The sequence below is a fragment of the Lysobacter sp. GX 14042 genome (genome assembly GCF_021390425.1).
Taxonomy (GTDB): domain Bacteria; phylum Pseudomonadota; class Gammaproteobacteria; order Xanthomonadales; family Xanthomonadaceae; genus Novilysobacter.
Map to the genome: position 1 here is coordinate 1 of NZ_JAJUWY010000009.1, position 19,065 is coordinate 19,065.

The 19,065-nt window shown below is 70.3% G+C and carries 21 protein-coding genes; 10 read left to right on the top strand and 11 right to left on the bottom strand.

The window, feature by feature from the left end; genetic code table 11:
- The 3 genes from LY625_RS11505 to dbpA form a co-directional block, all read left to right on the top strand.
- On the top strand, positions 1 to 241 hold a 241-nt coding region (locus LY625_RS11505), incomplete at its 5' end, for a M23 family metallopeptidase (RefSeq protein ID WP_233740355.1).
- A gap of 63 nt (positions 242 to 304) precedes the next feature.
- A complete protein-coding gene (locus LY625_RS11510; protein WP_233740356.1) occupies positions 305 to 919 on the top strand; it encodes an NAD(P)H-dependent oxidoreductase in 615 nt (204 codons plus the stop codon).
- Between the two features lie 34 nt (positions 920 to 953).
- Complete coding sequence (gene dbpA, locus LY625_RS11515; protein WP_233740357.1) at positions 954 to 2,333, top strand: ATP-dependent RNA helicase DbpA; 1,380 nt, start codon at positions 954 to 956, stop codon at positions 2,331 to 2,333.
- A gap of 319 nt (positions 2,334 to 2,652) precedes the next feature.
- On the opposite strand, the gene LY625_RS11520 is transcribed toward dbpA, so the two are convergent.
- From LY625_RS11520 to LY625_RS11530, 3 genes are all read right to left on the bottom strand, one after another.
- The gene (locus tag LY625_RS11520; RefSeq protein WP_233740358.1) at positions 2,653 to 2,940 is read right to left on the bottom strand and encodes a type II toxin-antitoxin system RelE/ParE family toxin; all 288 of its coding nucleotides are present in this window, start codon (positions 2,938 to 2,940) and stop codon (positions 2,653 to 2,655) included.
- Positions 2,930 to 3,175, bottom strand: a complete 246-nt coding sequence (locus LY625_RS11525; RefSeq protein WP_233740359.1) for a type II toxin-antitoxin system prevent-host-death family antitoxin — start codon at positions 3,173 to 3,175, stop codon at positions 2,930 to 2,932. The genes LY625_RS11520 and LY625_RS11525 overlap by 11 nt, the downstream gene beginning before the upstream one ends.
- Before the next feature lie 77 nt (positions 3,176 to 3,252).
- Positions 3,253 to 3,930 (bottom strand): DsbA family oxidoreductase, encoded by a 678-nt coding sequence (locus LY625_RS11530; RefSeq protein ID WP_233740360.1) that lies wholly within the window; start codon positions 3,928 to 3,930, stop codon positions 3,253 to 3,255.
- 146 nt (positions 3,931 to 4,076) lie between these two features.
- On the opposite strand from LY625_RS11530, the gene LY625_RS11535 reads away from it, so the two are divergent.
- The 5 genes from LY625_RS11535 to LY625_RS11555 all read left to right on the top strand — a co-directional run bounded on the left by LY625_RS11535 (position 4,077) and on the right by LY625_RS11555 (position 8,748).
- Positions 4,077 to 4,790 (top strand): DUF3348 domain-containing protein, encoded by a 714-nt coding sequence (locus LY625_RS11535; RefSeq protein ID WP_233740361.1) that lies wholly within the window; start codon positions 4,077 to 4,079, stop codon positions 4,788 to 4,790.
- 10 nt (positions 4,791 to 4,800) lie between these two features.
- A complete protein-coding gene (locus LY625_RS11540; RefSeq protein ID WP_233740362.1) occupies positions 4,801 to 6,789 on the top strand; it encodes a DUF802 domain-containing protein in 1,989 nt (662 codons plus the stop codon).
- 5 nt (positions 6,790 to 6,794) lie between these two features.
- Positions 6,795 to 7,430, top strand: coding sequence for an OmpA family protein (locus LY625_RS11545; protein ID WP_233740363.1), 636 nt, complete (start codon positions 6,795 to 6,797; stop codon positions 7,428 to 7,430).
- Entirely contained in the window at positions 7,420 to 7,782 is a 363-nt protein-coding gene (locus LY625_RS11550; RefSeq protein WP_233740364.1) for a DUF2894 domain-containing protein, read from the top strand. The genes LY625_RS11545 and LY625_RS11550 overlap by 11 nt, the downstream gene beginning before the upstream one ends.
- A 207-nt stretch (positions 7,783 to 7,989) precedes the next feature.
- On the top strand, positions 7,990 to 8,748 hold the full coding sequence (locus LY625_RS11555; protein ID WP_233740365.1) for a YiiX/YebB-like N1pC/P60 family cysteine hydrolase: 759 nt from the start codon (positions 7,990 to 7,992) through the stop codon (positions 8,746 to 8,748).
- 34 nt (positions 8,749 to 8,782) lie between these two features.
- Here the strand turns inward: LY625_RS11555 and LY625_RS11560 are convergent, their stop codons facing one another.
- The 5 genes from LY625_RS11560 to LY625_RS11580 form a co-directional block, all read right to left on the bottom strand.
- Positions 8,783 to 9,853, bottom strand: a complete 1,071-nt coding sequence (locus LY625_RS11560) for a DUF1176 domain-containing protein (protein ID WP_233740366.1) — start codon at positions 9,851 to 9,853, stop codon at positions 8,783 to 8,785.
- A gap of 10 nt (positions 9,854 to 9,863) precedes the next feature.
- Positions 9,864 to 10,409 carry a hypothetical protein gene (locus LY625_RS11565; protein WP_233740367.1) on the bottom strand — a complete coding sequence of 182 codons (546 nt, stop codon included), beginning with the start codon at positions 10,407 to 10,409 and terminating at the stop codon, positions 9,864 to 9,866.
- A gap of 4 nt (positions 10,410 to 10,413) precedes the next feature.
- The gene (locus LY625_RS11570) at positions 10,414 to 10,764 is read right to left on the bottom strand and encodes a hypothetical protein (RefSeq protein WP_233740368.1); all 351 of its coding nucleotides are present in this window, start codon (positions 10,762 to 10,764) and stop codon (positions 10,414 to 10,416) included.
- Positions 10,765 to 11,068: 304 nt separating this feature from the next.
- Positions 11,069 to 12,733, bottom strand: a complete 1,665-nt coding sequence (hutU, locus tag LY625_RS11575; RefSeq protein WP_233740369.1) for a urocanate hydratase — start codon at positions 12,731 to 12,733, stop codon at positions 11,069 to 11,071.
- 138 nt (positions 12,734 to 12,871) lie between these two features.
- Entirely contained in the window at positions 12,872 to 13,186 is a 315-nt protein-coding gene (locus LY625_RS11580) for a hypothetical protein (protein WP_233740370.1), read from the bottom strand.
- Positions 13,187 to 13,333: 147 nt separating this feature from the next.
- On the opposite strand from LY625_RS11580, the gene LY625_RS11585 reads away from it, so the two are divergent.
- Positions 13,334 to 14,602: an ectonucleotide pyrophosphatase/phosphodiesterase gene (locus LY625_RS11585; protein ID WP_233740371.1), complete on the top strand. Its 1,269-nt coding sequence runs from the start codon at positions 13,334 to 13,336 to the stop codon at positions 14,600 to 14,602.
- On the opposite strand, the gene LY625_RS11590 is transcribed toward LY625_RS11585, so the two are convergent.
- Entirely contained in the window at positions 14,599 to 15,996 is a 1,398-nt protein-coding gene (locus LY625_RS11590) for a serine hydrolase domain-containing protein (protein WP_233740372.1), read from the bottom strand. The genes LY625_RS11585 and LY625_RS11590 overlap by 4 nt on opposite strands.
- Positions 15,997 to 16,016: 20 nt before the next feature.
- Positions 16,017 to 17,363: a formimidoylglutamate deiminase gene (locus tag LY625_RS11595; protein WP_233740373.1), complete on the bottom strand. Its 1,347-nt coding sequence runs from the start codon at positions 17,361 to 17,363 to the stop codon at positions 16,017 to 16,019.
- 95 nt (positions 17,364 to 17,458) lie between these two features.
- Here LY625_RS11595 and hutI point away from each other — a divergent pair, with 95 nt between their 5' ends.
- Positions 17,459 to 18,754 carry an imidazolonepropionase gene (gene hutI, locus LY625_RS11600; RefSeq protein WP_233740374.1) on the top strand — a complete coding sequence of 432 codons (1,296 nt, stop codon included), beginning with the start codon at positions 17,459 to 17,461 and terminating at the stop codon, positions 18,752 to 18,754.
- 94 nt (positions 18,755 to 18,848) lie between these two features.
- On the opposite strand, the gene LY625_RS11605 is transcribed toward hutI, so the two are convergent.
- A complete protein-coding gene (locus LY625_RS11605) occupies positions 18,849 to 19,025 on the bottom strand; it encodes a 30S ribosomal protein THX (protein ID WP_233740375.1) in 177 nt (58 codons plus the stop codon).
- Between the last annotated feature and the right edge of the window lie 40 nt (positions 19,026 to 19,065).

Consider the following 19,065-nt stretch of genomic DNA (forward strand, 5'->3'; position numbering starts at 1 on the left):
CCACCTGCGCCAGGACAGCGTCGCGGTCGAGGCCGGCCAGCAGGTCGCCGCCGGCGACGAGCTCGGCCGCTGCGGCAACAGCGGCAACACCAGCGAGCCGCACCTGCATTTCCACCTGCAGGACAGCCCGGTGTTCGGCGAGGGCCTGGGCCTGCCGGCGTTCTTCAACGACTACACCGCCGACGGTGAGGCAGTCGAGCGCGGTGAGCCGGTGCAGGGCCAGGTGGTGCGGGCGGAATAACGTGGCCTCCCTCTTAACCCGCGGAATGCAAGGGTGGTCGCTCCGCCCCACCGGAGCCACTCCATGCCCTTGTCCGCCTTCGGCCTCAACTGCACGCTGACCGCCTCGCCTGCCGAGTCCTCCACCCAGCTTCTGCTCGACCAGGTCCTCGCGGAGCTGGCGAAGCACGACGTCGCCACCGACAGCACCCGCATCGTCGACCACGACATCAAGCCCGGCGTGCGCGCCGATGAAGGCAATGGGGACGAGTGGCCGGGCATCCGCCAGCGCATCCTCGACGCCGACCTGCTGGTGGTCGCCACGCCGATCTGGCTGGGCCAGCCCAGCAGCATCGCCAAGCGCGTGCTGGAACGGCTCAATGCCTTCCTCGGCGAGATCGACGACAACGGCTGCTTCCCCACCCATGGCCGCGTCGCCACGGTGGCGGTGGTCGGCAACGAGGACGGCGCCCACCACGTCACCGCCGAGCTGTACCAGGGCCTGGCGGACGTCGGCTTCACCATCCCCGCGAACGCGGCGAGCTACTGGGTCGGCGAGGCGATGCAGAAGACCGACTACAAGGACCTGCCGGAGACGCCGGAGAAGACCGCCTCGACCACCACAACCCTGGCCAGCAACGCGGTGCACCTGGCCCGGCTGCTGCAGGCGAACCCCTACCCGCCACCCAATCCCGGGTAAGGCACGCGCGCGCCGCAACCTGCGATCATGGCGGATGGCCACGCCCCCGACCTTCGCCTCCCTGCCCCTGTCCCCCGCCCTGCTGCCGGGCCTGGACGCGCTGGGCTACTCCAGCATGACCCCGGTCCAGGCCCAGGCGCTCCCGGCCATCCTGGAGCGCCGCGACGTCATCGCCCAGGCGCCCACCGGCAGCGGCAAGACGGCGGCCTTCGGCCTGGGCGTGCTGCAGGCGCTGGACCCGGAGGCGGTACGTACCCAGGCCCTGGTCCTGTGCCCCACCCGTGAGCTTGCCGACCAGGTCGGCAAGCAACTGCGCAGGCTCGCCACCGGCATCGCCAACCTGAAGCTGTCGGTGCTGTGTGGCGGCATCCCGCTCGGCCCGCAACTGGCCTCGCTGGGCCATGCCCCGCACGTGGTGGTGGGCACGCCTGGCCGGATCCAGGAGCTGGTGCGCAAGAAGGCGCTACGACTGGACGGCGTCCGCGTGCTAGTGCTGGACGAGGCCGACCGGATGCTCGACATGGGCTTCGAGGCACAGATCCGCGACATCGTGAAGCGACTGCCGAAGGACCGGCAGGCGCTGCTGTTCTCCGCCACCTTCCCGGAACCGATCCGGCTGCTGGCCAGCGAGATGCTGCGCGATCCCGTCGAGGTGAGCGTCGACAGCGCCGCGCCGGTGGCCATCGAACAGCGATTCTTCGAAGCCGAACACACGCGCAAGGCCCCGGTGCTGGCGGCGCTGCTGCTGCGCCACCGGCCGGAATCCTGCGTGGTGTTCTGCAACACCCGCCGCGACGTGGGGGAACTGGTCGGCTCCCTCGGGCACTACGGCTTCACCGCCCTGGGCCTGCACGGCGAGCTCGACCAGCGCGACCGCGAGGAAGTCCTGGTGCGGTTCGCCAACCGCAGCTGCAGCGTGCTCGTGGCCAGCGACGTCGCGGCACGGGGGCTCGACGTGGAGGGCATCGACGCGGTGGTGAACCACGAGCTGCCGACCGACGTGGAAACCTACCTGCACCGCATCGGCCGCACCGGCCGCGCGGGCCGCGCCGGGCTGGCCCTCAGCTTGTGCACGCCACGGGAGATGCCGCGCGCCCTGGCGATCGAGCAGCAACAGGGAGCACCACTGCGCTGGGAGCGGGTGGAACCCCTGTCCGGGAAACCGGCCCGGGTCCCGCAGGCGCCGATGGCCACCCTGCGCATCGACGCCGGCCGCGGCGACAAGCTGCGTCCGGGCGACATCGTCGGCGCCCTGACCGGCGAGGCCGGGCTGCACAAGGACTCGATCGGGAAGATCGACGTGTATGACACGCGCAGTTACGTGGCCATCGCGCGGGCCCAGGCAGTGCAGGCGCAGGCGCGGCTGCGCGCGGGGAAAATCAAGGGCCGCCGGTTCCGGGTGAATGCACTCTAGGCTTCGGTCTGCATGCCTCCCACGCCAGCGCTCCGCGAACGCGCGGCACCTCGATCACTGTCAAGTCTCCACTCCTTGTCGAACGCAGGCAGAAATGCCGACTGTAGATGCGTTTTCCGAGTCGGAATCGGCGAACCGATCTACCGATATCGCAGTCAGCACCGGCGGTGTGCGCCGGGCTTCGTCGCTGTCGGCAACTGCAAAGCACAATCGGGAATCGACGACGCGAACCTGCGCCTGCTGGTACATCCCGGCCGGCTGGGTGCAACCGCCGGTGGCGGGCAGGGCGGCAAGTCGGTCTCCCCTATCCCTTGGCGTCTTATCCGCTTCGTGTCCGCGCACGGGCATACACCCCAGCCCCCTCCCGCTTGCCCACGGCAATCACCGTGACAACGAGCACCCCATCGTCCACCTGGTAGACGAGCCGGTAACCGACGGCACGGAGCTTGATCTTGTAGCAATCCCGCAGTCCGTGCAGCCGCGCGGACGGCACGTGCGGGTTCTCCAGACGCTCACCCAAGCGTGCCTTGAACTGCTCGCGGATCGGCGGCGCGAGCTTGCGCCATTCCTTCAGTGCCGACGTTACGAATTCCAGTTCATAGCTCATCAAGCGTGACCTTTACCCGACGTTCCTTCGCACGGGCTCGGACAAGTTCAGCCAGCTCGAGGTCTTCCAGACGCTCCATGAGCCGTTCATAGGTCGCTGCGGGCACCAGGTATGCAGAAGGCCTGTTGTGTACCAGCACCGCAACGGAGGCCCCCTCCGCCGCGTCGATGATCGCGCTCGGGTTCCTCTTCAGTTCGGTGATGCTGACACTGGCGTCGGCAAGAATACGCTGCATATTTGGCACCTCTCAAGGTGCCAAATATGGCCCTTTCAAGGAATCCCGTCAATCCGGGGGCGCGGGGAGGACGGCAATCATGCCGGCTTCCCGATGGAGGCCGCGACCTGCCGCAGGGCCTGCTCGAACACCTCCACCGGCTGGCCGCCGGAAACCAGGTGCTTGCGCTCGAGGATGACCGCCGGCACCGAGCGGATGCCATGGGACTGGAAGAAGCGCTCGCCGATGCGGACCTCTTCGGCCCAGGCGCCGGACTCCAGCACCTCGCGCGCACCCTCCTCCGGCAGCCCGACCGAGGCCGCGATCGCGGCCAGCGTGTCGTGGTCGGACACGTCGCGCCCCTCGGTGAAATAGCCGCGCAGCAGCGCGTGCTTGAGCTCGCGCTGGCGGCCCTCCGCCTCGGCCCAGTGCAGCAGCCGGTGGGCGTCGAAGGTGTTGTAGATGCGCTGGCGCTTGTCCATGTCGAAGGTGAAGCCCACTGCGGCGCCGCGCTCGACGATCGCCTGCTGGTTGGCCTCGGCCTGTGCCGCCGGCATGCCGTACTTGCGTTGCAGGTGCCCGGCGGCGTCCTCGCCTTCGGCCGGCATGTCGGGATTGAGCTCGAAGGGCTGGAAGTGGATGTCGGCCTCGACTTCACCGCGGGTGCGCTCCAGCGCCTGCTCCAGGGAAGCCAGGCCGACCGCGCACCAGGGACAGACGACATCGGAGACGAAATCGATGCGCAGGCGCACCGGGGAAGGGGGTGGCTCGGCCATGGCTCGCGTGCTCCTGTTTCGGTACCGGTCCAGACTACCCCGCCGCGAGGCGCGGGCATGCCGCTGAATGCCGTTGCCGGGCGCCACCCTGGCAGGCGGGGCATGCCGCGGCAGGGTGTAAAATTGCCGGTTTTCCGCGGCGAACCATGGCGAAGGCATCACAAAGGGAGGCGGTTCCGGCTCCGGCGTTCATACGCCTGCTTGCGCGCCTGGCCGACGTGGACCTGCGCGCGCCGGGCCACGCGCTGGTGGACCGGCTGGGCGAGTGGATCGACTGGACCCGGGCCGTCGCCCTGTCCAGTGCGCTGGACGGCCGGCTGCCGGCGGCCCACCGCGCCCCGGAGGGTGACGGCGATGCGCAGCAGGAGTGCGCGCGCGTTCGCGCCGCGCTGGTGGCCGCCATCGGCGCCGACCCCGAAACCGCGGCCCCCAGGTGGCGGGGCAAGCAGCCCGGTCCGGACGGCTACGCGGTCTTCCGCGAGCGTTACCTGGACCTGCAGCGGATGATGCAGGCCGAGGTCGGGCGCCTGCGCGGCCAGCTGCGTGACCGGCTCGGCCAGGCCTCGGCGGAGCTGGCCCGGCTTGCCAAGGTGGATGCGGTCATGGATGCGACGCTGAGCCCGCGCGAACACGTGCTGCTGGCGACCGCCCCCGCCCTGCTGGGCCATCACTTCGAACGCCTGCGCGCCGATGCCCTGGTTCCGCAGGCGCACCTGGAGTTCCCGCCAGACCCCGGGACGACCGGCACCGGCGCATGGCTGGATGTGTTCCGCCAGGACATGCGCAACGTGCTGCTCGCCGAACTCGACGTCCGCTTCCACCCCGTTGAAGGGCTGCTTGCAGCGCTTCGCACCGAATAGCCCGAACCCCATGCTCAGAAACCTGCTTCACCTTCTTGTGTTCCTGGCCGGCCTGGCCGCCGTGTGCTGGATCGGCGCCGGTTATCTCGGCTCCAACCTGCCAGCAGCCACCATCACCGCGGTGATCGGCGCCTGCTACGTCGCCGGCGCACTGGAGCTGCACCGCTACCGCCAGGCCACTGCCACGCTGGCCCGGGTGGTCGCCGAGGCGGACGCGGCCACGTCCGGGCTCGGTGACTGGCTCGCCCGGCTGCACCCAAGCCTGCGCAACGCGGTGCGCTTGCGGGTGGAAGGTGAGCGCGTCGCCCTGCCGGCGCCCGCGCTCACGCCGTACCTGGTCGGACTGCTGGTGCTGCTGGGCATGCTCGGCACCCTGCTGGGCATGATGGCCACCCTGCGCGGCACCGGCCTGGCACTGGAGAGCGCCAGCGACCTGGACGCGATCCGCGGTTCGCTGGGCGCCCCGGTCAGGGGCCTGGCGTTCGCCTTCGGCACTTCGATTGCCGGCGTGGCCAGTTCGGCCATGCTCGGCCTGCTGGCCGCCCTGTGCCGGCGCGAGCGGCTCCACGCCGTGCACCTGCTCGACGTGCAGATCGCCACCACCCTGCGCCCGCACTCGCAGGCCTGGCAGCGCGAGGAGGCATTCCGCCTGCTGCAGCAGCAGGCCGGGCTGATGCCCACGCTGGTCGAGCGCCTGGACGCCATGACGGCTGCACTGGAGCAGCAGAACCGGGTGGCCGCGGAACAGTTGTCCGCACGCCAGGACGACTTCCACGCCCGCACCGAGGCGGCCTACACGCGTTTGGCCATGTCCGTCGAGCAGTCGCTGAAAACCGGCGTGGCCGAGAGCGCCCGCGCCGTCGGCACCGCGCTGCAACCGGTGATGGAGGCCACGATGGCCGGCCTCGCCCGCGAGACCGCGTCGATGCAGGCCGCCGTCACCGGCGCGGTGCAGCAGCAGCTCGACGGCCTGGCGGCCGGCATGGAAACCGCAAACACGACCGCGGCTGCCCACTGGGCGGGCGCCGTGGCGGAGCAGCAGCGCGCGAACGCCACGCTGGTGGAGGGCCTGCGTGAATCGCTGGCCCGGTTTACCGACAACTTTGAACAGCGCTCGACGGGGTGGCTGGAGTCCGTCTCGACCCGGATCGATGCGGCCACTGCCGCCACGGCGGACGCCTGGAGCAGCACACTGGCCCGCCAGGAGGCGGTCAACGAAGCACTTGCCGCGCGCAACGAGCAAGCGCTCGCCCACGCGGCGACCACGTTCCAGGAACGCGCCAGCGGCCTGGCCGGCGTGATGCAGCACTCGCATGCGGAGTTCCAGGAAGCCCTGGAGTCGCGCGACCAGCAGCGCCTCGAGCGCTGGACCGAAGCGTTCGGCGCGATGACGGCCCAGGCCCAGGCACAGGCCCGCGACACCATCGCCGAGATCTCCCGCCTCGTGGACGCCGCATCGGAAGCCCCCAGGGCCGCGGCCGAGGTGGTCGCCGAGCTGCGGCAGAAGCTGTCCGACAGCATGGTCCGCGACACCGCCCTGCTCGAGGAGCGCACCCGGTTGCTGGGCACGCTGGAAACGCTGCTCGACGCGGTCAATCATGCCTCTACCGAGCAGCGCACTGCCGTGGATGCCCTGGTCGGCACCTCGGCCGACCTGCTGGAGCGGGTCGGCACCCGCTTCACCGACCACGTCGAGGCCGAGACCGGCAGACTCGGCACCGCCGCCGCGCAGGTCACCCACGGCGCGGCCGAAGTGGCGGGACTGGGCGAGGCCTTCAGCGCCGCGGTGCGGCAGTTCGGCGACTCGGCCACGGCCCTGGGCGGGCAACTGCAGCAGATCGAGGCGGCGCTGGAAAAATCGCTGGTCCGCAGCGACGAGCAGCTGGCCTATTACGTTGCCCAGGCCCGCGAGGTCGTCGACCTCAGCACGCTGTCGCAGAAACAGATCATCGGCGAGTTGCAGCAGCTCGCCGGCTCGCGCAGCCCGGGCGGAGCCTGAACCGCATGAGCGACGAGATCGAGTTCGAAGGCGAGTCCACCGCGACGACCTGGACCGCGTTCGGCGACCTGATGTCGGTGCTTCTGGGCGCGTTCGTGCTGATCCTGGCGGGCGTCATCGGCATGCAGCTGCAGCTCTCGGACCGGCTTGATGAGGCCGTCAGCGAGGCGCAGCGCCTGAGGACGCTGGAGCAGGCGCTCGCCGCGCCCCTGGCCGAGGGCCGGATCACCGTGATCGACGGCCGCATCGGCATCAGCGGCAGCGTGCTGTTCGCGCTCAACTCCGACCAGTTGCAGCCGGAAGGCCACGAGTTGCTGCAAAGCCTGGCGATGCCGCTGTCGGGCTATCTGCAGTCGCGCGAGGAGATCCTGATGGTGAGCGGCTTCACCGATGACCGGCCGGTACTGGACAGCAACCGCCGCTTTGCCGACAACCTGGAACTGTCCGCCGCCCGTGCACTTACCGTCACCCGCGCCCTGGTCGCCAACGGCGTGCCGGCCGGACAGGTGTTCGCCGCCGCCTTCGGTGACCAGCAACCGGTTGCCTCCAACGCCGACGAGCAAGGACGGGCGAAGAACCGGCGGGTGGAAATCGCGCCGGTTCCAAGGCCGGGGACAGGGAGCACGTCGGATGCGGGCTGACCGCGCCAGCCGCAAGCCGGGGCCGCTGCGGGCGTTGCTCGACCACATCGAGGCATCGGCGGGCGCGCTCGAGCGCCCCACGCTGGAGGAATTCCAGGAGCTCTGGGGTCGCATCCGCAACGACAGCCAGGTGCGGCAATCACTGGCGGCGGTCCCCGAGGGCGCCGGGCCGCTCCACTCCAGTACCCTGCTCCACCGCGCGATGGGCCTGATGCGCGACGCCTCGCCGGGCTACCTGGAACACTTCATCGCCTACGCCGATGCGCTGTCGTGGATGGAGCAACTGCAGGACGGGGACTGCGACGGGAGCGGCAATCCCGCGAAGACGCGCGCACGCAAGCGCGGCACGTAAGTCGAGCCGGCCCATCGCGCGCCACGTGCCGCGGCAGGACTATCCTGCCCGGACCTTTCCCGTTCCGGCGCCAATGAACCTGCCCGCCCCGCACTTCTACGACCGCGAAGACTTCGCCCGGAGCCGCCATGCCAGGGGAGACGACGGGCAGGCTGCGGTGCTGGAGATCGACCTGCGCCTGGCAGGGGGCTGAGGGAGCGGGGCGGCATGTCCGTGCGGCACCGCCTCGGCCAGCGGCTCGCCCGCTACCTCGCCCGGCCACGCGCCGGACACAGCTCGCTGCCGGCCACCACGCCGGAGGACCTGGGCGCGGTCCTGCAGGTGGGCGACGTGCTGCTGGTGGAAGGCACCAGCCGGCTGTCGACGGTGATCAAGTACCTGACCCAGTCCACCTGGTCGCACGCGGCGCTGTATGTCGGCGACCGCCTCGGCGGCGCCGCGATGCTGGTGGAGGCCGACGTGGCCGAGGGCGTCCGGCGGGTGCCGTTGTCGCTGTACTCGGACCTGCACACGCGGATCTGCCGACCGGTGGGGCTTGGACCGGCGGATGTGGATGCGCTTCTGGATTTCGTGCGCACCCGGCTGGGCAACGCCTACGACCTGCGCAACGTGTTCGACCTGCTGCGCTACCTGGTACGGGTGCCGGTGCCGACCCCGATGAAGCGGCGGATGATCGCACTGGGCAGCGGCGACCCGACGCGGGCGATCTGCTCGACCCTGCTGGCGCAGGCGTTCGAATCGATCCGCTATCCGATCCTGCCGCAGGTCGAGTCGATCCCACCGGCACACCCCGGCGCGGCGCGGGTCCGCCGGGAGATCCTGCACATCCGTAACTACTCGCTGTTCGTGCCGCGCGACTTCGACGTCTCGCCGTACTTCCGCATCGTCAAGCCGCGGCTGGACGAGGACTTCGATTACCGCCGGCTGAGCTGGGGCGATACGGGACCGGCCGCGGGGGACGGGTGAGCGGCCCGCCCTTTCGATTCCTTCTTCCGGTGGCTCAGCGGGTCACGTTCCGCACGAGCCGGGGCAGGTGCCACGCCCCGCCGGGAGCCACAAGCCGGCAAAATCCGCTGCTGCTGTCGGCGGTCTGCACGAACCGCTCGCCATCCCAGGTCCAGCTCGCGTGCCAGAAGCAATCGCCGAGGCCGCGGCCCTTCTGCATCGCCTGGATCTCCCCGCCCTCATGCCTGCTGGCCGATGTGGTCACCAACTCCGGATCGTAGGGCGCCTCATCGTTCACGACCCAGTAGCCGATGCCCTCGTTGTAGGCACCCGTCCAGCAACGGGTCGACACCAGCAGCTTCTCCGCGTCGAGCCGCATGGCCTCAAGGGGCGTGGACCGCTCCTCGTCATTGAGATCCCGGCACTCTTCGGGATCCGGAAGGCTTTTCACCACGGCGGAACGCAGACCCGGAAGATGGGCCAGGCGATCATCGGCAGGTTGTGCCGCGACAGGCGCCACGGCGCGCACGACGGGTGCGGCGACTGGTGGCGGCACGGCGTCCTCGCTGCGCGTACCGCGCCGTACCAGTGCACCGGGCGTGCCCAGTCGCCCCTGGAATTCATCCATTTTCAGCAATACCGCAGTCGCGCCCTGGTCGGAGAGCACCCAAGGGCTGTCGGTGCCCTCTCCGTGGAAGACGATCGTGCTGTCGCGCTTCAGGGCGTGGATCAGCGCCTTGAGCTGCCCGGAAGACAGCTCGCCGGTGCCCTCCACACGGTTGAAGTCGACGCGCCCCAGATGCTGGTCATTGATCCGCAACTCCAGCGCGGCAGGCATCGCCGTTTCCTCGTACTGGCCCAGCATCACCCGGGCCTCGACCGGGGCGCCCGCGCCGGCGCGCCTTGTCAGCAACACCGAGACGGGAGAACCGGGGCCGGATTCCTTGCCGTAGCCCGCGGCACGACAGGTCCGCGTGTTGTCGCAGACCAGCAGCCAGTCGTGGTGCTGGAACTCCAGTCCTACCGCTTCGCCCGCCGTTGCCGTGGGCACCACGAGCAACAGCAGGCCGGCAGCCGCCAGGAGCGGGAGCCCGGATGCACGCCAGGGTCTTTCCAAATGCATCATCGGCTTCCCCTCAGTCGGTGTCCGGGCAGTCGGCTTCGACGTCATACCCGAGATAGTAGTAACCGCTCCAGAGGATCCCGCCCGCACCCGGAGCGCCCGAACGTACGCGAAAGCGGACCCCTTCGCCGGTAGCGCAGTGCTCGAAAACATCGCGCCGGCCATCGCGATCGACATCCAATGCATCATCCGGCGCCGCAACCTGCTCCGGCACCAGCACCCCGATTGCCAGCCCATCGGAAGCGTCGGGCTCGATGAGGTAGAACGACAGGCCGTCTGCCACGTTCACTTCGCGTCGATCGTCGTCCAGCGCGGGACAGGCATCACCCGGACCGGCACGTCGACCGACCTTCGCGCGCACCGCCTGCTGCGGCCCATCCAGCATCACCACCACAGCTCCGGTACCGGGGGCGACATCGGCTTCGGCCAGCGCAATGCAAGGGCCGTGCACCCAGCCGATCGGCGGCGGCCCACCGGCATCCCGCTTCACCACCGATGCGCAGGCCGACAACAGCAGGCAGGCCAGAACGGAAGCTCCCATGCGACAACGATGGGTCATGCGCCTATCTCCCGTTGAAAGACCAGTGGGGTGCATCGGAGCGCAGCTTGCGCACGCCGTAGGATGCGCCGACATCGTGCAGACCGAGGTTCGAATTGACGTTTGGCGTCCAGGTTACGGTCACCGCCGATCCATCCTTGCGCGGCAGCTCGATCACCCCGCTCCAGCGGATCGTCATGTCGATCGCTCGCCCCGAAATGTGATTGCTGGTCAACGCCGGCGGATGGATGCTGCGTGGCGGCATGGCCAAGCCGAACCCCCGGACCATTTGCAGCGCGCCAGTCCTGCTCGCGGCCTCGTCGTGATGGTCCCAACGGATACCCACCCCTGGCATGGAGATGGCCTCAGCGGCCATGCACTTGCCGTTCGCAATTTTCCATGACCAATGGAACAGGTACGCACGCTTGGGATTCCGACGCGTCGCGGAAACCTCGACGGTCGCTCCTGCATCCGCCAGTACGGCGAGGAAGGCCTCGACATCACGACGGAGCTTGCCTCAAGGTCTTCGATCCGTCGGCTGTTCCTGGCATGGGTGTTCGCCCACGCCACCCAGTGCGCGCCGCTTCTGGCGTCCATATTCTCCTCCTTGAGTCGGGTTCATCCTTGGTCGGCCGAGCAATCCGTGCGGCTGATGGCAGCCTACTGCAACTTGGGTGCCGTCACAGCATCGGCAGCTTGAGCCCCTGCTCCTTTGCACACTGCTTCGCGATCCCGTAGCCGGCGTCGGCGTGGCGCATGACACCGGTGCCCGGGTCATTCCACAGCACGCGGGCGATGCGCCTGTCGGCCTCCTCGCTGCCATCGCAGACGATGACCACGCCGCTGTGCTGGCTGTAGCCCATGCCGACGCCGCCACCATGGTGCAGGCTGACCCAGGTCGCGCCGCCGGCGACGTTGAGCATCGCGTTGAGCAATGGCCAGTCGCTGACCGCGTCGCTGCCGTCCTTCATGGCTTCGGTCTCGCGGTTGGGACTGGCCACGCTGCCGCTGTCGAGGTGGTCGCGGCCGATCACCACCGGCGCCTTCAGCTCGCCGTTGCGGACCATCTCGTTGAACGCCAGGCCCAGGCGGTGGCGCTGGCCGAGGCCGACCCAGCAGATGCGCGCCGGCAGGCCCTGGAAGTCGATGCGCTCGCGGGCCATGTCCAGCCAGTTGTGCAGGTGCGGATCGTCGGGGATCAGCTCCTTCACCCTGGCGTCGGTCTTGTAGATGTCCTCGGGGTCGCCGGACAGCGCCACCCAGCGGAACGGGCCGATGCCGCGGCAGAACAGCGGGCGCACGTAGGCCGGCACGAAGCCAGGGAAGTCGAAGGCGTTGGCACAGCCCTCGTCCCTGGCCATCTGGCGGATGTTGTTGCCGTAGTCGACGGTCGGGATGCCCTGCGCATGGAATGCCAGCATCGCCTCCACGTGCACGCGCATCGACTGCTTGGCGGCGTCACGGACGCGCCCCGGGTCCGCCTGCTGCTCCGCCAGCCACTGCTCCAACGTCCAGCCGACCGGCAGGTACCCGTGCACCGGGTCATGGGCGCTGGTCTGGTCGGTGACGCAGTCCGGACGCACGCCGCGCCTGACCAGTTCGGGCAGGATTTCGGCGGCGTTGCCCAGCAGGGCGATCGACTTCGCCTCGCCGGCAGTGGTGTACTTCGCGATCCGCGCCAGCGCGTCGTCCAGATCCACCGCCTGCTCGTCGACGTAGCGCGTGCGCAGGCGGAAATCGATGCTGGCCTGGCGGCATTCGATGGTCAGCGAGCTGGCGCCGGCCAGGGAGGCGGCCAGCGGCTGCGCCCCGCCCATGCCGCCCAGGCCCGCGGTCAGGATCCAGCGGCCCTCCAGGCTGCCGCCGTAGTGCTGGCGGCCCATCTCGACGAAAGTCTCGTAGGTGCCCTGCACGATGCCCTGGCTTCCGATGTAGATCCACGAGCCGGCGGTCATCTGGCCGTACATCATCAGGCCCTTGCGGTCGAGCTCGCTGAAGTGTTCCCAGTTGGCCCAGGCGGGGACCAGGTTGGAATTGGCGATCAGCACCCGCGGGGCGTCGGCATGGGTCGGGAAGATGCCGACCGGCTTGCCGGACTGCACCAGCAGGGTCTCGTCATCGCCCAGGGTGCGCAGCGACTCGAGGATCCTGTCGTAGGACTCCCAGTCACGCGCGGCGCGGCCGATGCCGCCGTAGACCACCAGGTCCTGCGGACGCTCGGCGACGTCCGGGTCCAGGTTGTTCTGGAGCATCCGGTACGGTGCCTCGGTCAGCCACGAGCGGCAGTTCAGCTCGGGGCCGCGCGGAGCGCGGACGGTACGGGTCGGATCATGACGGGTGGACATGGCGGCTCCTTGGACAGCGAACGGGCGATTATCGCAGGGCCGCCAAGCCGGATGCCTCCCCTCCGGTACACGAAGAGCCCGGCCGGAGCCGGGCTCCTGGATCGTGCGCCCCGGGGATCGGACGCGGCGCCGGAAACCTCAGCGGATCGCCGGATCGAGCCTGCGCAGGGCATCGGCGATATCGGTGGCCCCGGTGCTTTCCAGGTCGCGCCGGCTGTAGACCCGGCCGTTGGCCGCCACGCATCCGTCGCGGTCCAGCGATCCGACCTCGCCGCGCTCGACTGCGCGGTCGTCGCGGTCGCGCAGGTGGGTGCCGGTGTAGCGCAGGCAGTCACGGTCGGCGTCGACCCGGGCCTGCCTGCCGGCTTCGCGTTCCTGCGGCGGCGGCTCCGTGGCCTGGGCAAACGCGGCGACGGGGAGCGAGATCGCGATCAACATCAGCAGCTTCTTCATCGTCAGCCTCCTCGGATATGGGCCGGATGGCCATCTCGACCATACGCCGGCACCGGGCGGCATGCAGCCGACGACCGGCAACCATTCACCGGCACCCGTGACCAACGGGCCGCGGGACTGCAACACCGGCCCGATATCATTCGCCGGATGAGCATGTTCCGCACCGCGGCACTGGCCGCCTCACTCCTCCTCGCCGCCTGCGGCACCACCCCCGGCCCGGAGACCGCCCCCCAAGGCCCCGCGCAGGCCGCGGCAGAGCTCCGCCCGAGCGTGCTGCTGGTGTCCATCGACGGCTTCCGTGCCGACTACCTGGATCTCGGCCTCACCCCCAACCTGCAGCGCCTGGCCGACGGCGGCGTGCGCGCACAATGGATGACGCCCTCCTATCCCAGCCTGACTTTCCCCAACCACTACACCCTGGTCACCGGACTGCGTCCGGACCACCACGGGGTGATCCACAACACGATGCGTGATCCGGTGCTGGGCAAGTTCCGGATCAATGATCGCGAGGCCGTCGGCAGTGGCGCCTGGTGGGGCGGCGAGCCGATCTGGGTGGCCGCGGAAAAGGCCGGCCTGCCGACCGCGGCGATGTTCTGGGTCGGGTCCGAAGCCCCGGTCGCGGGCGTGCGGCCGACCCGCTGGTCGCGGTTCGATGCCGGCGTCGGCGTGGACGAGCGCATCGACCGGGTGCTGGGCTGGCTTGCCGAACCGGAGGAGACCCGGCCGCGCCTGGCGACGCTGTATTTCGAACACCTGGACAGCGCCGGCCACCGCAACGGCCCGCGCGCCCCGGAAACCCTGCAGGCACTGCGGGAAATGGACGCGGCGATCGGCCGTCTGGTGGAAGGCCTGGCCGCCCGCGGACTGCAGGACCGCGTCGACCTGGTGGTGGTGTCCGACCACGGCATGGCCGAGGTCCCGCCGGGCCACGTCGTCGTCGTGGAGGACATGGTCGAACCGGCCGACGTCGAACTGGTCAGCGCCGGACAGTCGGTCGGCTTCCAGCCGGTGGCCGGCCGCACGGCCGCCGCCGAGGCCCGACTGCTCGGGCGGCACGACCACTACGAATGCTGGCGGCGCGGCGAGCTGCCGCAGCGCTGGCACTTCGGCACCCATCCGCGGGTCCCGGCGATCGTCTGCCAGATGGACGAGGGCTGGGATGCCCGGCCCCGCGAATATGCCGCGCGCGGCGGCGACCGGCCCCGGGGGTCACACGGCTACGATCCGGCGCTGCCGTCGATGCGGGCGATCTTCATCGCCGACGGGCCGTCGTTCGTCGACGGGCTCGAGCTGCCGCCGATCGACAATGTCGATGTGTACCCGCTGCTGGCGGAACTGCTCGGGATCGAGCCGGCCGCCCACGACGGGGACCCGGCGGCGCTGCGCCCGGCATTGGACAGCGCCGGCGCTCGCTAGCGCTGCGGCGTAGTGGGGGTACCGGCACCGCCGTTGGTGACGCGGCTCGCCGGTACCGCCCCGCCGCCCTGGTGCCAGGTGAAGGTGTAACGGCCATCGGCATGGCGCTGCGGACGCAGTACGGCGTCGAACTGCAGTGGATAGAAGTCACCGGCGCTGTCGTAGCCCATCTGGAACACCGGCTGGCCCGCCGGCTCGATTTCCAGCCCGTCGCCGCTTCGCCGCAGTTGCACCCGCATCAGGCCGTCCAGCTGCCAGGTGCCTTCCAGGGCCTGGAGCAGTTCCGCCGGTGGCGTGGCGACCGTGCGCGGCCCGCCCAGCGGCACGCTGTCGTCGAGCAGGTGAAGGGCCAGGCTGCCCAGTCCCCCAAGCGAGTGCAGGGCGGTATCCGACAGCACCACCACCGCGCGCCCCTGCTCCCGGTCGAAGCCCACGAAGGAAGAGAAGCCGCCGGTGCCGCCCTCATGGGCGTGGATCGTGCGCCCGTTGAGCGGAGCCAGCATCCAGTTCATTCCGGTCGCCGGTCCACCGCCGTGGGCGACCGGTTGCCGGGTCATCTCCAGCGCGGCATATACCGGTGCCGTACCAGCGCCGAGCTGTCCCTGCACGTAGGCCAGCATGTCGCCGAGGGTGGCGTGGACCCCACCGACGCCGGCCAGGTCGGTGTGGAAGCTCCAGGCCGGGGTCGGCTGTCCGTTCGGCAGGTGGCCGGTGGCCACCCGCACGCCATCGGGCCGCTCGTTGACGTAGGCGTGGTCCATCCCCAGCGGGCTGAACAGGCGCTCATCGAGCAGGCGCTCAAAACCCATGCCCGCCCGGCGCGCGACCGCGTACGACAGCAGCATCGAGGCGTAGTTCGAATACTCGAACCGCGTGCCCGGCGCGCGCGTGAGCGAAATCCGCCCAAGCGCCTCCAGCAGGTCGTCCGGCGCCATCGCCGCGTACGGATCGGCCGGATCGGGGATCGGCACGCCCGGCGGCAGTGCCGGCAATCCACTGGTGTGGGTGACCACGTGGCGCAGCCTGATCGGCTCCCCTTCGAAGGCCGGCACCGCGGTAGCTTCCGGCAGCCAGTCCGCCAGCGGGTCCTCGAGCGAACCCTCGCCCCGCGCGATGAGCCCGGCCAGCAGCGTGGCGGTCATCGTCTTGGATACCGAGCCGATCTCGAAAGCGCTGTCGGGGCCGATGCGCCCGTCATCGGCGGGATCGGCGCAGGCGTAGGCGCGGCTGACGTTCCCGGAGTCGACCACCGCGGCCGCGAAGCACGCACCGGTACGGTCGCCGTGCAGTCGTTGCCCGACCAGTCCGGCAAGCTGGCCGTCGGTCATGGCGTGGGCCGCGCCGCTGGCAAGCAGGACGGCAAGCACCGCAGGGGCAAGGTTCATCGGCTTCATGGCGGTTCCCGTGTTGGAGGCTACTGCGCGGCCAGCATCCGCTCCACGGCGGTACGGTAATCGGCGGCGATGGAGTCCGCCCGCAGGTGCCGTCCGTTCTCGGCCAGGCACCGGCCACCCACCCAGGTCTCGCGGACCAGGTTGCGGTTGCCGCTGAATACCCAGCGGTCGATCGCATCGTCGTCGCTGGCGCCGGCGAACTGTGGCGCGCGCACGTCGAGCACCAGCGCGTCGGCGAAGCGGCCGGGTTGCAGCAGGCCGATGTCGTGTCCACTGGAGTCACCCGCACTGGCCGCGACCGCCCGCAGCAGGGTGTGGCCGACGCTCGGGCTGTCGCTGCCGACGGCGATGTTGCGGCGCCGGGTCACCAGCCGCTGGCCGTACTCGAGCCAGCGCAGCTCTTCCACCGGGGAAACCGAGATGTGCGAATCCGAGCCGATCCCCAGGCGCCCGCCGGCATCGAGGTACTGGCGCAGCGGGAACAGGCCATCGCCCAGGTTGGCCTCGGTGGTCGGGCAGACCGCCACCGTCGCCCCGCTGCGTGCCAGGTCCGCGACTTCCGCGTCATCCAGGTGGGTGGCGTGGACCAGGGTCCAGCGCGGGTCGGGACCGGCATTGTCCAGCAGCCACTGCACCGGCCGCGCGCCGCGGTGCTCGAGGCACTGCTCGACCTCGGCCAGCTGCTCGGCAATGTGGATGTGGATCCGGCTGTCGTCCGGCAGTCCTGCCAGCAGCTCGCGCATCGCCGCCTCCGGCACCGCGCGCAGGCTGTGCAGCGCGCAGCCGATCCGGACCGTGTCGCCCTGTTCCGCGCGCAGGCCGTCCAGCAGCCGCAGATAGCCGTCGACGTCGTGGCCGAAGCGCTGCTGGCGCGCGTCCAGTGCGCGGCCGTCGAAGCCGCCGGCCATGTAGAGCACCGGCAGCAGCGTCAACCGGATGCCGGTGTCGTGGGCGGCGGCGATCAGCGCCCGCGACATCGCCGCCGGGTCGTCGTACGGGCGGCCGTCGGGTGCGTGGTGCAGGTAGTGGAACTCGCAGACGGTGGTGTAACCGGCCTCCAGCATCTCCGCATACAGCTGCGCCGCGACCGCGCGCATGGCGTCGGGATCGAGCTGCTGGGCAAACCGGTACATCGCCTCGCGCCAGCTCCAGAACGAATCATCGGCACGCAGCTGGCGTTCGGCCATGCCGGCCATCGCGCGCTGGAAGGCGTGCGAGTGCAGGTTGGCGATCCCCGGCACCACGCGCTGGCCGATGGTGCCGCCGCGGACCGCCTCGCGGATGCGTCCGTACAGGTCGAGCCCGAACTTGAGGCCGTCCTGCCAGCCATCGGGCTGCCAGATACGGGCATTGGGAATGGTCGTCATGGTGTTGATTCTCGCCCGCCCGGCGCCAACTGGCGAGGGCACGCCGCCTACAATGGCCGGCCACGCGAACCGGGCCACTGCCCACGGAGCCTCCGATGACCGACGCCACCGCCATGCCGCCCCGACCCTGGGACGGGGTGATGCTGGGGGTTTCGCTGGCGACCATGGACGGCGGGGGCACCGGCCTGGCTGTCCCGGGCGAAGCCGTGGGCCGTGCCAGGGCGACCGGCTATGGAGAGGTGCGGGACGGGGCACTGGGGTGGCGGGACGGGGTGCTGACCTATGCCGGGCCGCGGGACGGGCTGCCGGGGGCACCGGAGGAACTGGCCGCCGAGGTGGTCGAGGCGACCGGCTGGATCACCCCGGGGCTGGTCGATTGCCATACCCATCTGGTGTTTGCCGGCGACCGCGCGCGCGAGTTCGAGATGCGCCTGGAGGGCGCCAGCTACGAGGAGATCGCCCGCGCCGGTGGCGGCATCCTCTCCACCGTGCGTGCGTTGCGCCGGGCCGGAGAGGATGAGCTGCTTCGCCAGTCGCTGCCGCGGGCCCGTGCCCTGGTGGCCGACGGCGCGACCACGATCGAGATCAAGTCCGGCTACGGCCTGGACCTGGAGAACGAGCGCAAGATGCTGCGGGTCGCGCGCCGGATCGGCGAGGCACTCGGCATCACCGTGCGGACCACCTGCCTGGCCGCCCACGCGCTGCCACCGGAGTACGCCGGCCGGCCGGACGAGTACATCGACGCGGTGCTCGGGTGGCTGCCGCAACTGCACGGCGAGGGGCTGGTCGACGCCGTCGATGCCTTCTGCGAGGGGATCGGCTTCAGCCCCGGCCAGACCCGCCGCGTCTTCGAGGGCGCGCGAGCCCTCGGCATGCCGGTGAAGCTGCACGCCGACCAGCTCAGCGACCTGGGCGGCGCCGGACTGGTGGCGGAGTTCGATGGCCTGTCGGCCGACCACGTCGAACACAGCAGCGTGGACGGGGTCCGTGCCATGGCCGCAGCCGGCTCGGTGGCGGTCCTGTTGCCCGGGGCGTTCCACGTGCTGCGCGAGACCCGGCTCCCGCCGCTGGCGGCATTGCGCGAACACGGTGTCGCGATGGCGGTGGCGACCGACTGCAATCCGGGGACCTCGCCGCTGCAGTCGCTGCGCCAGGCGATGCAGCTGGCCTGCACCCACTTCCGCCTGACTCCGGAGGAAGCACTGCGCGGTGCGACCGTGCACGCCGCCCGGGCGCTCGGCCTGGACGATCGCGGCAGGCTGCGCCCGGGCATGCGTGCCGATTTCGTGCTCTGGGACATCAACCATCCCGCCGAACTGGGCTACTGGCTCGGCGGGCAACTCGCGAAGGCAGTGTATGCCGGCGGCCGCGAGTTGCCGGTCCGCGACTGATACCCGCCAGCGGAACGCAGACCGGGCCACCCGCCGCCACAAACAAAAACCCCGCCGGACAGGCGGGGTTCCTTGAGACAGCGGGCGCCGGCTCTTACTCCTTCGCCAGGGTCTTCTTGGCGACGACCTTCTTCGAGGCGGTCTTGGCGGTCTTCTTCGCCACCGGCGCGTTGGCGGTACCGGCCGAGGCGGTCACCGCCCGGCTGCGGGCATTGCCGTAGCTGGAGTTGTAGCGCTTGCCCTTGGCGGTCTTGCGGTCGCCCTTGCCCATGGTGTTGCTCCCGGATGCTGTTCTTGATGATCGGAATGCC